The following is a 12,622-nucleotide window of genomic DNA, read 5'->3' as shown; positions in this document are numbered from 1 at the left end:
CCTTTATCGCGGTGGTGCTGCAAGGCATCTTCCCCGATCTCGGACGGGGCTCGTTCGCGGGCCCTTTCTCCTCGCTGCTGGCGACGCTCGCCGATAGCGCGCTGATCGGCATGGCCGGCAATACGCTGCTGCTCGGCGGCTGCGTGGTGCTTGCCTCGGCCGTGGTCGCCGTGCCGCTCGGCGTCTTCCGGGCGCTCTACCGCATTCCCTACGCGCCGTTCTGGGATGTGGTTCTGCTCGTTCCCTTCATGATCCCGCCCTATATCGCGACGCTCGGCTGGATCATGACGCTGCAGCCGCGCGGCTACCTGACCCAGCTCATCGGGGTGCAGGCCGGGTCGTTCCTGTTCTCCTTCCCCGGCATCGTCTTCGTCATGGTGTTAAACATCTTCCCGGTGGTGTATTTCGCGGTGTCGCGCACGGTCGCCGCGGTCGGCGGCCGGCTGGGCGATGTCGCCCGGGTCTTCGGCGCCCGGCCGGCCACCGTGTTCCGCCGGATCACCCTGCCGCTGGCCCTGCCCGGCCTGGCCGCCAGCCTGCTGCTGGCCTTCGCCATGACGGTGGAGGAATACGGCACCCCGGCCGCACTGGGCCGCCAGACCGGCTTCACCGTGCTGGTCACCGGCATCGACACCCGCATCGCCGACTGGCCGATCGACCTGCCCGGTGCCGCCATCCTGTCGCTGCTGCTGGTGCTGCTGTCGCTGGGCGCCTTCGTGCTGCAGCTGCGGATCCTGGCGAAGCGATCCTATGAGAGTGTCGGCGGCAAGCCGCAGCCGCTGGTGCCGCGGCCGCTTGGCCCCTGGGCACTGCCGGCCGCCCTGGCCTTCGCCGCGGTGGCGCTGGTCGCCGCCGTGCCGCTGCTGGCGACCCTGGCCACCGCCCTGTCGCGCCGGATGTCCGGCGGCCTTGCCCTCGACAATCTTGGCCTCGATCATTTCGCCGAGATCCTGGCCGATGGCGACGGCGCGCTGCGGGCGCTGGGCAACAGCTTCGCCCTCGGCGGTGCCACCGCCCTGTTGACCGGGCTGCTGGGCGCCGCCTCGGCCTATTGCGTGGTCCGGCTGAAGCTGCGCGGACGGCACCTGCTCGATGCCCTCACCATCCTGCCCAACGCCATTCCCGGCGTGGTGGTCGCGGTCGGGCTGATCCTGGCCTGGAACCAGCCGCTGCTGCCAGTCACCGCCTACAACACGCCGCTGATCCTGCTGCTGGCCTATGGCTGCATCCTGCTGCCTTATCCCGTGCGCTATGCCAACGCCGCGCTGCGCCAGATCGCCGACAGCCTGGAATCCGCGGCACGGGTGGCCGGGGCCTCGACCCTGACCACCTTCCGCCGCATCGTGCTGCCGCTGATCCTGCCCAACCTGGTCGCGGCGATGCTGCTGGTCTTCGCCATCGCGTCGCGTGAGCTGGTGGCGTCGATCCTGGTCGCGCCGGTCGGCATGCCGACGATCTCGACCTTCATCTGGCGGCAGTTCGAGCAGGGCTCGGTCGGCCTCGGCATGGCGATGAGCAGCGTCGCCATCGCCCTGACCCTGCTGGTGCCGCTGCTGGCCGCGCTGCTCGGCCGCCGCTCCGGCCTCGGGGGCACGGGACGGCCTCTCTGAGGCGGCCGCCCCTCTCACACGGCCCCACGTCAGGCCGCCAGGAATTCGCTGACGTAGCTGGGTGGCCTGAGGTTCAGCAGCCGCGCCCGGTCGCGCGCCAGGTCGGCGTAACTCAGCGCGTCGATATCCTCCGGCGAATAGTCCAGCCGCGCCGCCGGCTTGCCGTACCGGATCAGGCCGACGCCCCAGTCGCAGTCCAGCACCGTGACATCCAGGTCCGGCCGGGTCGAGCGCAGGAAGACGATGGTCTTCCAGACGTCGCCGCTCCAGGCGAAGCGCAGCGGATACCGCCGCTTGAAATCCATGTAGTCCTGCGCCGGATAGCCGATCGATTCGGATTTCGGGTTGCAGTCATGGACGACGATGACGCCGGAGCCGCTCTGGAACCGCAGGATGTTCTCGATGTCGCGCAGGGTCTGCCGATAGGTGTGCAGGCCATCGACCAGGGCGACATCGACAGGGTTTTCCGCCAACAGCGCCTCGTTCCGGTCGAAGAATTCGTCGCTGCGCATCTCAAAGAAATGGGTATGGGCGGCGCGGCTCTCGCTGCGGGCCCGGCGGCGCGCCGACACCCTGAACTTGGGATCAACGGCGATCTTCCGCGTCGCGGCGATGCGCGAGAAGCAATGGCCCGTGAAGACGCCGATTTCGAGGTAGACGGAGCTGGCGAGGCGATCGAGACAGGCCTGCGCGATCGCGACCCGGTTGGTCAGCCTGTTCATATCTGCTCCATGCCACTGGCTCCAGACCCGGACGGGGTGGGTCCGAAGCTTGGCCGGACCGCGAAATCTGTGAAACCTGCTAACTGTGACAGGGTCCGGCCGAAGACACGGTCGCTGCCGGACAGAGTCGGCGGACTCGACTCCGGGGTCGTTCTTCTATAGAACAAAGAGAGAACAAACATCCCGGCGAGAACCCCGATGATCGCGAGATATGCCGCGTCGATGCCGATGGAGTCGCTGCGCCGAACCCCGCTGCGAAGCCCTGCCCGCCCGGAGATTCGAGGAGCCGCCCGCCCCATGCGTCCGATCCGGGACATCCGGTCCGAAGCCGACCTCGAGGATGCGGTGCGGCGGTGCGAGCTGCGCTGGCGCGCCCTGGAACAGGGCCTGCGCGAGGATGAGATCACGGCGCTGCTGTCGCTCGGCCTCGACCGGGCGGAAGCGCAGCTGCGCGCGCTCGGCCCCCACGATTAAGGCGGGACGGCGCCGGATGGCTGGGCTAAGAACGGCCGATCCCGATCGGAGTCCGTCATGGCCGAGCCCGACCTGTTCATCGACCGCGGCGCCACCTTCAGCGCCTGCCGGCGCTATCGCTATCTGTTGTGGCGGCGCTGGGACCAGTCGATCGCGCCGGCCAATTTCCTGCTGCTGAATCCGTCCACGGCGGACGAGATCAAGAACGATCCGACGGTCGAGCGCTGCGAACGCCGCGCCCGGGCCATGGGCTATGGCGGGCTGATCGTCACCAACGCCTTCGCCCTGCGCTCGACCGACCCGAAGGCTCTCTATGCCGAGGCCGACCCGGTCGGCCCGGACAATGCCGCGGCGATCGTCGAGGCCGCCCGGGCCGCGGCGCTGGTCGTCTGTGGCTGGGGCCGACATTGCGAGGCCGTGCGGCCCGGCTGGGGCCGGACGCTGCTGCGAATGCTGGCGGAGGCCGGGGCGGTGCCGCATGCCCTTGCCATCACCTCCGACGGCTCGCCCAAGCACCCGCTCTATGTCGGCTATGCCACCCAGCCGGCGCCGGTGCCGGCGATCTGACAGCCGAACGTGCGGCGCAGGCACAGGCGGCCTGACACCGCGGGATAAATCCCGCATGCGCGCGCTCCCGGCTCCCTCTACACTCTGGCCCAGGTGCCGTCCTTTCGGCGGCATCCTCGCCGGGCCGGTTGCACCCGGCGGATCGATCGGGGGGATCGATGCTCCAGGCTTCCAGGGACCGGCGCCCGCTCGCCAGCCGCGACCCGGCCGATCTGCGCATGCCCGGCCTGGCCGTGGCGCTGCACATCGTCGGCGTGCTGCTGTTCCTGGCCGGCCTGCTCGGTGGCTCCCTCAGCGCCATCAGGCTGTTCGGCGCCGCCGACATCCTCGGCCAGCTCTCTGCCCTGATCCCCGACCGGCCGGCCGACATGCTGGGGACATCGGATGCCCGCATCGCCGCCCTGGCCGACATGATCGGCGACGGGCCCGGGTTGCGCCGGCAGCTGGTGGTCCAGGCCTGGCTGATCGGCGGCGGCGCCGTCGCGGCGGGCCTGATCCTGTGGCTGCTCTGCGCCGGCCTGGCCTCGGCGCTGCACCGGCTGAACCGGATCGAGGCGCGGCTGAGCCGGCCCGGCTGACCGGCCGCGCTGAATCGGACCCGCTCGGCTTCGCTTTCACGGAGAGTTCACGACTTCTGTCCTATGTCAGGATCGCACCGGGTTGCCCGGGGGACCTCGAATCCGGAGACCGTGATGACCGGCGACAGACGCAGCGAACCGCGCGCCGCCCTCGTCCTATGGGCAGGCCGGTACCTGGAGCGTCTGACCCAGCCGTTCGACGACTGGGAAGCCGATAGCTTCCGGCGCGGCTGCAGCTTCCTGGCCCGCGGCCTGTCGATCGGCGCGGCCTCGTGCTGGCGGTCGATGACGCTGCCGCCGGATCGCCGCCACGAGGTCTATGCCGGCCCGATTGCGACGCGGTCCCTGACGGTGGCGGAGACGACCCGCATCCGCACAATGCTGGGCCGGATCGTCCAGGTCGAGGTGCCGCCCGAGAGTTGATACCGGGCGAAAAGGACTTCAGTGAACGTGCTGCAGGAATTCGCGGAAGCGTTCGCTCGGGGGATCCGACAGCAGCTCGACCGGTTTGCCGTCATGGACGAGCCGTCCGCCATCAACGAAAATCAGACGGGACCCGACGCGCTTGGCGAAGCCCATCTCATGGGTGACGACGACCATGGTCATGCCCTCGGTCGCCAGCGTCTGCATGACCTTCAGCACCTCCTGCCGCAGCTCTGGGTCCAGGGCCGATGTCGGTTCGTCGAACAGCATCAACTTCGGCTCGACGGCGAGTGCCCGGGCGATCGCCACCCGCTGCTGCTGCCCACCCGAAAGCTGCGACGGGTAATGCCCCATCCGCTCGCCCAGGCCGACCTTCTGCATCAGGGCGGCAGCGATCTCCCGCGCCTCGGCCTTGGTCCGGCCGCGGGCGCGGATCGGCCCGAACATTACGTTCTGCAGGGCAGTCAGATGGGGAAAGAGATTGAACTGCTGGAACACCATGCCGGCTTCGAGCCGGATGCGCCGCACGTCGCGCGTGGAGCCCAGCACGCTGATGTCGTCCACCCGCAGGTCACCGCCGCTGATCTTTTCCAGGACATTGATGCAGCGAAGCATCGTCGACTTGCCGGACCCGGACGGCCCGATGACGACCGCCACCTCGCCCCGTTCGATCGCGAGGTCGATGGGATGCAGCACCAGATGCGACCCGAACTGCTTCGAAGCCTGGCGGAATTCGATCATGCTCATGGCAGGCGCGTTCCCCGTTCGACAAAGCGAAGGCCGAAGGCGAGCAGGCTGATGACGATGAGATAGATCACCGCCACCGCCGTCCAGATTTCGACCGCCCGGAAGTTCGACGCCATGATCTCCTGGCCGCGCCGCGTCAGCTCGCCGACACCGATCACCAGGAAGATCGAGGTGTCCTTGACCACGCTGACGAGCTGGTTGCCCATCGCCGGCAACGCGCGCCGGACGGCGATCGGGGCGATGACATGGGCCAGGATCGACCGGAACCCCAGCCCCATCGCCATGCCGGCTTCCCGCAGCCCGACCGGCACGCTGTCGAGCGCGCCGCGCACGATCTCGGCATTGTAGGCGCCGGAGTTGATGATGAGCGTGATGATCGCCGCATTCGTCGCGCCGATGCGGATGCCCATCATGATCGGCAGCGCGAAGTAGATGAACATCACCTGCACCACGATCGGCGTGCCGCGGATCAGGGCAACATAGATCTGCGCCGGCACCACGGCCAGCCAGCCGCCATAGGTCAGGGCGACGCCGGTGAGAACGCCCAGGACGATGCCCCCGGCCAAGCCGACGATCGCGATCATCATCGTGAGCTGGAGGCCTTCCAGCAGGTCCGGCAGGGCGTCTAGGACCGCTGCCCAGTCGAAGGTCATGACGGGTCCCCGGTCAGAGGCGCCGGTGTCCGCGCCAGGGCAACCACCAGTTCGATTTCCAGCAGCCCCCCGCTGGGCAGGCTTGCGACCCCGATGGCGGACCGGGCGTGCCGCCCTGCATCCCCGAAGATCGCCAGCAGCAGCGCCGACGCCTCATCGAGCACGGCGGAGTGGCCCTTGAATCCGGGCACCGCGTTGATGAAGCCGCGCAGAAACAAGATGCGGGCAACCGTCCCCTCGCCCTCCACCGTGCCCAGGGTGCTCAGCGCCCGCAGAACGCAGGCCTGCGCCGCAGCCCGGATCAATTCGGCCGGCGTCCGGTCGTCCACCGGCCCCACGATCGTCTCATCGCCAACCCGGCTGACCTGGCCGCTGACATAGGCGATGCCGTCATGGACGATCACGCCGGTGTAGTTGCCGCGGGGCGACGGCGGCGACGGAAGCGCCAGGCCCAATGCCGCGAGCCGGTGGCCGAGCTGCGTCCTCATCGCCGGGCCTCGGGCTCTTCGAACCGGACGGCACCGCCAAGCCAGCAGCCGACGGCCTGGCCGCCGTCGAGACGGAAGCGGACCGAGATCTCGGACGGGCGCTGCATCGCCCGCCCCTGGCGAATGGTGATCGGGCGGTCCGACGCCATCACCATCCCGTTCGCGAGCAGGCCGAAGGCCAGGGCGGAGGCCGCGATGCCGGTGGCTGCGTCTTCCGGATAGCCCGAGGATCGCGGGAACTGGCGGGCATCGAACACCTGCTCACCCCTGTCGGATACTGCGTAGGGATACAGGCCGGTCGAGCCGATCCGGGTGCACAGCGCCTCCATCCGGGCGAAATCCGGCTGCAGCCCGTCCAACACCGCCACATCGGCCAGCGGAATCAGCGTCTTGACCCTGCTGGTGTGTGCATTCTGGATCGGATGGGGGCCGAGGTCGCCGGGACCGATGCCGAGAACGTCGAGGATATCGGCCTGGCTTTTATCCGCATCGGGCAGCGGCTCGACCGTGCCCACGGGCTGGGATATCTCGACGGTGGCGCCCTGGTCGGTCCGTGCGCGGATCCGGGCCTCGACCCGGCCGCTCCTGGTCCAGATCGCCAGGGTGTCGCCCGGCAGCCGGCCGAGCTGGTCGAGCAGCCACACCGCGCCGACCGTGGCATGCCCGCACATCGGCATCTCATGGTTCGGCACCCAGAACCGGAACGCGAAATCACAGTCCGTGCCCAATGGCGGCGGCAGCACAAAGCCGCTCTCATGGCCATAGGCCCGGGCGACCTCCTGCATTTCCGCATCCGACATCCCGGCGGCATCGATGACGATCGGCGCCGGGTTCCCGCCCCGCGGCCCGGCCGCGAACACGCTGACCAACCGAACCTGCGAATCCAGATGCATCGTCCCCATTGCCCCGCCATCGTCCAAGCGCAGAGATCGATCTGCTTCTGCTGACGATAGGGGTGCCGGCGGCCGTGCCGCGCGGCCGGACGGGCCCTAGATCTTGATCGGCCGGGCCACGCCTGTCCGGATATCGGATGGGGAGCGGCCGCTGACGCGACGCATGGCCCGGGCCAGGGCGGCGCCGCTTTCGAAGCCGACCCGGAACGCGATCTCACCGATCGGCAGGTCCGTTCCCTGCAACAGCTCGCGGGCCGTCTGCAGGCGGCTCCGCTGCTGGAATTCACCGATCGAGAGGCCGGTCCGCTCGCGGAACAGCCGCGTGATGTGGCGCCGGGACACGCCGAAGCGCTCCCCCAGGCTATCGAGCGGGATGTCCTGGTCGACATGCCCGGCCAGGAACGTCTTCAAATCCTCGACCAGCGCCATCCCGTGGTCCCGGTGCGAGGCGTTCGGCACCGCCTCGCCGGCCATGACTTCGGCGATGCACTGGACCAGAAGCGCAGATGACAGGGCGTGCCGGACGCTCGACTGGCCATAGGCCCCGGCGCCGTTCCGGGCCGAAAGCGCCTGCAGAGTCCGCACCGTGGGCGTCCGGCGCACCAGCAGCGTCGTCCGCGTCCGCCGGTGAAATTCGCTCAGCGAGCCGATCTGATGATCGAGCCGGCCGAGCGTCGCGCCGGTCACATAGATCGCCAGGTGGCTGTGCGCGCCGATACCGGCCTGCGTCTCATGCGCCCGGCTGGGGGGGACGACGGCGAAGCGGTCCTGCGACAGCCACGTCCCTTCGCGCCGGTCTTCGTGCTTGAGCTCCACCGTGCCGCTGCTCGGCAGAATGAACATGAGGCAATCGTGCCAATGCCAGGGCATGGCGTAGGCCCCGCTTCCCGACAAGGTGGCGTGCTCGTCATCGGCAGCGATCAGCCGGTCCGGATTCTCGGGGCGGCGGAGTTGTTCAAAGGATCGCAGCATCTCTCGGCTCAAGGTCGAAGATATGAGCCTAGCAGGATGCAAAGGGTCGGGGCAATCGAGGCCTGGGATACCGGCCCACCGCAGCCTGCAAACGCGAAAGGCCCGGAACAAGTCCGGGCCCTTTGCCGATATCCCTTCCGCAAGCTGGTGGGCGCAGTAGGGCTCGAACCTACGACCCGCTGATTAAGAGTCAGCTGCTCTACCAACTGAGCTATGCGCCCGCTTGCTTGGGACGGCCGGTGATATAGCTGCCGCCCGGCCGGGTTGCAACCCTTTCTTCACGAAAGGCTCAACCTTTGTCGTTATCCTCGCCGGGCGTGCCGGAAACCTGTCGGCGGGCGGCTTCCCGCTGCTGGCACTCCTGCAGGATGTCGCGGGCGATCGGTGCCGCGTATTCGCTGCCGCCGCCACCATGTTCGACGATCACCGAGCAGGCATAGCGCGGCGCGCCCAATGGGGCATAGGCGACGAACCAGGCATGTTCGCGTTGATCCCATGGCCAGTTGTCCGCATTCATGCCCGCGGCACGTTCGGCCATGGTGATGCGGCGGACCTGGCTGGTGCCGCTCTTGCCGCCCATCTCCATGCCCTTCTGCTTGATCTGCGACTTGCGGCCGGTGCCGCGGATCATCACCGCCATCGTGCCGTCGACGACCGTATCGATATGGCCCTTGGAGAAACCCATCGACGGAAAATCCGGCGTCTCGGAGTTCTGCTGGTCGCCGACAGCCAAGGACAGCCGGGGCACCACCGCCTTGCCGCCATTGACCAGTCGGGCGGTCATGGTCGCAAGCTGGAGCGGTGTCGCGAGAACATACCCCTGCCCGATGCCGGCGATCAGTGTCTCACCCTGCTGCCAGGCGGTGCCGATCGCCCCTTCCTTCCACGCCTTGTCCGGCATCAGGCCAGGGCGCTCATGCGGTAGGTCGACGCCCAGCTTTTCGCCGATGCCAAATTTTCGCGCGCCTTCTGCCAGCCGGTCGATGCCCAGCCGGCGCGCCATCTCGTAGAAATAGACATCGCAGGATTGCGCCAGTGCGTCGGTGATGGTCAGGCTGCCATGGCCCCCGCGCTTCCAGCAATGGAACCGATGGTCGCCGAGATCGACATAACCGGGGCAGCTGACCCGCTGATCAAGGCTGGTAACCCCTGCCTCCAGTGCCGTCGTCGCCACCGCAATCTTGAAGGTGGAACCCGGCGGATACTGACCGTTGATGCATTTGTTGTTGAGGATGCCGTAGGGGTCTTCGGCCAGCCGTCGCCAATCGGGCCCGCTGATGCCGTTGGGGAAGAGATTGGCGTCGTAGGACGGGTGCGAGGCCATCGCCAGCACGTCGCCATTGTGCACGTCCATGATGACGGCGGCGGCGCTTAATTCGGTCTTCAGCCGCTCCAGGACATAGCTCTGCAGGCCGAGGTCGAGTGTCAGCCGCACCTCCTGGCCCGTCTTGCCCTCCTCCCGGTTCAACTCGCGGATCACACGGCCGACGGCATTGACCTCGACCTGGCTGGACCCGGCGGTGCCGCGGAGCTCGGTCTCGTATTGCCGCTCGATCCCCGACTTGCCGATGCGGAACCCGGGCAGGCTGAGCACCGGCTCACCGGTCAGGTCGGCCTCGGCCACGGCACCGACATAGCCGATGATATGGGCGGTATCGACACCATGGGGATAGCGCCGGGATTCGCCGACCTCGATCGACAGGCCGGGCAGTTCCGGCCCGTTCACATCGATCCAGGAGACCTGCTCCCAGCTCAGGTTCTCCTTCACCGTTACCGGCACGAAGGCGCGGCGGCGCTTCATGTCGCGGGTGATGCGGGCGAAATCGACATCGGTCAGCGGCACGCTCTGCTTCAGCCGGCCGAGCACCGCCTGGATGTCCTTCGCCTCCTCCGCCACCATCACGACCCGGAAATTCTGGTCGTTGACCGCCAGCGGCTCGCCGAACCGGTCGGTGATCAGGCCGCGCGACGGCGCGATCAGCCGCATGTTGATGCGGTTCGAATCCGCCAGCACCTTGTAGCGGTCGCTCTGGTTGACCTGGAGGTAGTAGAGCCGCCCGCCGAGGATGCCGAGCAGGCCGAGCTTCAGCCCGCCGAGGGCCAAGGCACGGCGGGTGAAGCCGCGGGAGCGGTCGGCGTCGCGATCCATGCCTAATCCCCTGCCCGCAGGAAGCCGCGATGGACCTGGATGAACAGCCAGGCCATGGGCGGGAAGATGGCGATGGTCAGCACCGTCCGGATCAGGAGCGGCCTCAGCGGCGTGAAGGCGAGGTCATAGAGGCCGGCGCCGATCCATTCGAGCAGCCCGACCCCGGCTGCCACGACGACATAGCCGAGCCACAGCACCGCGAAGGGTCGCCCGACCAGGAATCGGCGCTGGCGCAGCAGCACCCATTGGCACAGCAGCAGGATCGCCGCATGCAGCCCGAGCGGCGAATCGGTCAGCACGTCGTGCAGTAGCCCGGTCAGGAAGATCAGCCACATCGGCATCAGGTCGGGGCGGTGGACACCCCAGTAATAGACCGAGGCCAGCGGCAGCATCGGCGCGATGGCGCTGTAATACGGCAGATGCGTCGGCGTCACGCCGATCAGCACCAGCATCAGCGTCACAGCACCAGGGGCGGCGTGGCGGGCGGCGAGGTCGAGTTTGTGCAGCAGGTCGTCGCCCGTCATTGCGCGAAGCCGGGCGCCGGCTGCATGGCCATCCCGGGATCGACCGCGCGAAAATCGACGACCTTGACGTAGTTGATCGCCTCGAGAGGTTCGATCGGCTGGATACGGATGGTGCTGTCCTGCGCCGCGGCGACGACGCCGATCGGCAGCCCGGCCGGGAACATGCCGCCGCTGCCGGAGGTGACGATGCGGTCGCCGACCCGGATCGACGCGTCGGGCGGCAGGTACAGGAGCCGCGGGCGGTCGGTGTTGTCGCCACCGATGATCGCGCGCTGCTGCGTGCGCTCGACCAGCACCGGGATGCGGGCGTTCAGGTCGGTGATCAGCAGCACCCGGGCGGAATGTTCGCCGGTCTGCACGATCCGGCCGATCAGGCCGCGGCCGCCGAGCACGGCCTGCCCGTCATGGATGCCATTGTCCGAGCCGATGTTGATGGTCAGGCTGCGGACGAAGGCGCCGCCATTGTCGGCGACGACCCGGGCCGTCAGGAAGGAATGCGCCGAATCGGGGCTGTAGTTCAGCAGGCTGCGCAGCGTCAGGTTCTCGGCCTCGAGCCGGAAGGTGACGTCCTGGTACTGCTGCAGCTCCGCCACCTCGTGCCGCAGCCGGGCGTTCTCGCCACGGATGTCGGACAGCGACTGGAACTCCGAAACGATCTGGGCGACGCTGGCGGCCGGGCGGGACATCGCGTCGAGGATCGGCGCCACGGCATCGACGATCCGGGCGCGGGCGCCGTCCAGCAGCACCGCATCGATCTTGCCGACCATCAGCAGGCTGACCGCAGCCAGCAGCAGCAGCCCGAAGGAGAATCGGTGCGCCACGGCCCTGAGCGCCGCGATGCGAACCGCCGGTCTGCCCCGTTGCATCACCCGCATGTCCCGTCCGTCAAAGACCGGTTCCAGCGGGGCGCCATGCAGCACCCCGCTATGATTTTACCATAACGCCCGTTTCAGATGTCAGTAAGCACTGATGAGGACCGGCTGCAGCGACCGATCCTCCAGCGCCCGCCCGGTGCCCAGCGCGACGCAGGACAGCGGGTCGTCGGCGATCGACACCGGCAGGCCGGTGGCATGGCGCAGCACGAGGTCGAGATTGCCCAGCAGCGCGCCGCCACCGGTCAGCACGATGCCCTTGTCGACGATGTCGGCCGCCAGCTCCGGCGCGGTATGCTCCAGCGCCACCTTGACCGCCTCGACGATCTGGCTGATCGGCTCGGACAGGCTTTCGGCGATCTGGCGTTCGGAGATCACCAGCTCCTTCGGCACGCCGTTCAGCAGGTCGCGGCCGCGGATCTCCATATAGCGCCCCTCGCCGTCTTCCGGCGGGGCGGCGGAGCCGATTTCCTTCTTGATCCGCTCGGCCGAGCCTTCGCCGATCAGGAGGTTATGGTTGCGGCGGATATAGGCGATGATCGCCTCGTCCATCTTGTCGCCGCCGACGCGGACCGAGCGCGAGTAGACGATGCCGCCGAGCGACAGCACCGCGACTTCGGTCGTGCCGCCGCCGATGTCGACCACCATCGAGCCGGTCGGCTCGTGGATGGGCAGGCCGGCGCCGATGGCGGCGGCCATGGGCTCGTCGATCAGGCCGACGCGGCGGGCCGAGGCGTTCAGGCAGCTGTCGTTGATGGCGCGGCGTTCAACGGCGGTGGCGCCGGACGGCACGCACACGATCACCTTGGGGTTCACGAAGCCCTTGCGGTTGTGAACCTTGCGGATGAAGTACTTGATCATCTCCTCGGCCACTTCGAAGTCGGCGATGACCCCGTCGCGCATGGGGCGGATCGCTTCCATGTGGCCGGGCGTGCGGCCCAGCATCTGCT

General features: G+C 68.3%; 15 protein-coding genes and 1 tRNA gene. 5 read left to right on the top strand and 11 right to left on the bottom strand.

All coding sequences use genetic code 11. The annotated features are described in order from the left end of the window. Positions 1-1,610, top strand: a 1,610-nt coding sequence (locus AC3XYG_RS05285; protein WP_489138769.1) for an ABC transporter permease, incomplete at its 5' end; no start/stop codon positions are given. Positions 1,611-1,639: 29 nt separating this feature from the next. On the opposite strand, the gene AC3XYG_RS05280 is transcribed toward AC3XYG_RS05285, so the two are convergent. Continuing rightward, positions 1,640-2,332 (bottom strand): class I SAM-dependent methyltransferase, encoded by a 693-nt coding sequence (locus AC3XYG_RS05280; protein ID WP_489138768.1) that lies wholly within the window; start codon positions 2,330-2,332, stop codon positions 1,640-1,642. A 297-nt stretch (positions 2,333-2,629) separates the two neighbouring features. Here AC3XYG_RS05280 and AC3XYG_RS05275 point away from each other — a divergent pair, with 297 nt between their 5' ends. The 4 genes from AC3XYG_RS05275 to AC3XYG_RS05260 all read left to right on the top strand — a co-directional run bounded on the left by AC3XYG_RS05275 (position 2,630) and on the right by AC3XYG_RS05260 (position 4,374). Beyond that, on the top strand, positions 2,630-2,806 hold the full coding sequence (locus tag AC3XYG_RS05275) for a hypothetical protein (protein ID WP_489138767.1): 177 nt from the start codon (positions 2,630-2,632) through the stop codon (positions 2,804-2,806). 57 nt (positions 2,807-2,863) lie between these two features. Further along, on the top strand, positions 2,864-3,373 hold the full coding sequence (locus tag AC3XYG_RS05270; RefSeq protein WP_489138766.1) for a DUF1643 domain-containing protein: 510 nt from the start codon (positions 2,864-2,866) through the stop codon (positions 3,371-3,373). 158 nt (positions 3,374-3,531) lie between these two features. Continuing rightward, positions 3,532-3,951 carry a hypothetical protein gene (locus AC3XYG_RS05265; protein WP_489138765.1) on the top strand — a complete coding sequence of 140 codons (420 nt, stop codon included), beginning with the start codon at positions 3,532-3,534 and terminating at the stop codon, positions 3,949-3,951. A gap of 114 nt (positions 3,952-4,065) precedes the next feature. After that, the gene (locus tag AC3XYG_RS05260) at positions 4,066-4,374 is read left to right on the top strand and encodes a hypothetical protein (RefSeq protein ID WP_489138764.1); all 309 of its coding nucleotides are present in this window, start codon (positions 4,066-4,068) and stop codon (positions 4,372-4,374) included. An 18-nt stretch (positions 4,375-4,392) separates the two neighbouring features. Here the strand turns inward: AC3XYG_RS05260 and glnQ are convergent, their stop codons facing one another. From glnQ to AC3XYG_RS05210, 10 genes are all read right to left on the bottom strand, one after another. Continuing rightward, entirely contained in the window at positions 4,393-5,121 is a 729-nt protein-coding gene (gene glnQ, locus AC3XYG_RS05255) for a glutamine ABC transporter ATP-binding protein GlnQ (protein ID WP_489138763.1), read from the bottom strand. Then, on the bottom strand, positions 5,118-5,774 hold the full coding sequence (gene glnP / locus AC3XYG_RS05250; protein WP_489138762.1) for a glutamine ABC transporter permease GlnP: 657 nt from the start codon (positions 5,772-5,774) through the stop codon (positions 5,118-5,120). Before glnP ends, glnQ begins: the two co-directional genes overlap by 4 nt. Then, positions 5,771-6,262 (bottom strand): RidA family protein, encoded by a 492-nt coding sequence (locus AC3XYG_RS05245; protein ID WP_489138761.1) that lies wholly within the window; start codon positions 6,260-6,262, stop codon positions 5,771-5,773. The genes glnP and AC3XYG_RS05245 overlap by 4 nt, the downstream gene beginning before the upstream one ends. Further along, positions 6,259-7,155, bottom strand: a complete 897-nt coding sequence (locus AC3XYG_RS05240; protein WP_489138760.1) for a PhzF family phenazine biosynthesis protein — start codon at positions 7,153-7,155, stop codon at positions 6,259-6,261. Before AC3XYG_RS05240 ends, AC3XYG_RS05245 begins: the two co-directional genes overlap by 4 nt. Before the next feature lie 96 nt (positions 7,156-7,251). Next, complete coding sequence (locus AC3XYG_RS05235) at positions 7,252-8,127, bottom strand: helix-turn-helix domain-containing protein (protein ID WP_489138759.1); 876 nt, start codon at positions 8,125-8,127, stop codon at positions 7,252-7,254. Between the two features lie 145 nt (positions 8,128-8,272). Further along, positions 8,273-8,348: transfer RNA gene (locus AC3XYG_RS05230), tRNA-Lys, on the bottom strand. 68 nt (positions 8,349-8,416) lie between these two features. Then, positions 8,417-10,276, bottom strand: a complete 1,860-nt coding sequence (gene mrdA, locus AC3XYG_RS05225; protein ID WP_489138758.1) for a penicillin-binding protein 2 — start codon at positions 10,274-10,276, stop codon at positions 8,417-8,419. 2 nt (positions 10,277-10,278) lie between these two features. Continuing rightward, a complete protein-coding gene (mreD, locus tag AC3XYG_RS05220; RefSeq protein WP_489138757.1) occupies positions 10,279-10,800 on the bottom strand; it encodes a rod shape-determining protein MreD in 522 nt (173 codons plus the stop codon). Continuing rightward, positions 10,797-11,666, bottom strand: coding sequence for a rod shape-determining protein MreC (gene mreC, locus AC3XYG_RS05215; RefSeq protein ID WP_489138756.1), 870 nt, complete (start codon positions 11,664-11,666; stop codon positions 10,797-10,799). Before mreC ends, mreD begins: the two co-directional genes overlap by 4 nt. Positions 11,667-11,756: 90 nt before the next feature. Beyond that, positions 11,757-12,622, bottom strand: an 866-nt coding sequence (locus AC3XYG_RS05210; RefSeq protein ID WP_489138755.1) for a rod shape-determining protein, incomplete at its 5' end; no start/stop codon positions are given.

It is taken from the genome of Inquilinus sp. (assembly GCF_057815775.1).
Note: the sequence above shows the minus strand (reverse complement) of the source record. Positions and strands in the feature narration are given on the sequence as shown.

Coding starts and splice junctions, on each gene's coding strand:
- AC3XYG_RS05235 (WP_489138759.1), bottom strand. CDS start 8,127: ATGCTGCGATCCTTTGAACAACTCCGCCGCCCCGAGAATCCGGACCGG.
- AC3XYG_RS05275 (WP_489138767.1), top strand. CDS start 2,630: ATGCGTCCGATCCGGGACATCCGGTCCGAAGCCGACCTCGAGGATGCG.
- mreD (WP_489138757.1), bottom strand. CDS start 10,800: ATGACGGGCGACGACCTGCTGCACAAACTCGACCTCGCCGCCCGCCAC.
- glnP (WP_489138762.1), bottom strand. CDS start 5,774: ATGACCTTCGACTGGGCAGCGGTCCTAGACGCCCTGCCGGACCTGCTG.
- mreC (WP_489138756.1), bottom strand. CDS start 11,666: ATGCAACGGGGCAGACCGGCGGTTCGCATCGCGGCGCTCAGGGCCGTG.
- AC3XYG_RS05270 (WP_489138766.1), top strand. CDS start 2,864: ATGGCCGAGCCCGACCTGTTCATCGACCGCGGCGCCACCTTCAGCGCC.
- AC3XYG_RS05240 (WP_489138760.1), bottom strand. CDS start 7,155: ATGCATCTGGATTCGCAGGTTCGGTTGGTCAGCGTGTTCGCGGCCGGG.
- AC3XYG_RS05265 (WP_489138765.1), top strand. CDS start 3,532: ATGCTCCAGGCTTCCAGGGACCGGCGCCCGCTCGCCAGCCGCGACCCG.
- glnQ (WP_489138763.1), bottom strand. CDS start 5,121: ATGAGCATGATCGAATTCCGCCAGGCTTCGAAGCAGTTCGGGTCGCAT.
- AC3XYG_RS05260 (WP_489138764.1), top strand. CDS start 4,066: ATGACCGGCGACAGACGCAGCGAACCGCGCGCCGCCCTCGTCCTATGG.
- AC3XYG_RS05245 (WP_489138761.1), bottom strand. CDS start 6,262: ATGAGGACGCAGCTCGGCCACCGGCTCGCGGCATTGGGCCTGGCGCTT.
- mrdA (WP_489138758.1), bottom strand. CDS start 10,276: ATGGATCGCGACGCCGACCGCTCCCGCGGCTTCACCCGCCGTGCCTTG.
- AC3XYG_RS05280 (WP_489138768.1), bottom strand. CDS start 2,332: ATGAACAGGCTGACCAACCGGGTCGCGATCGCGCAGGCCTGTCTCGAT.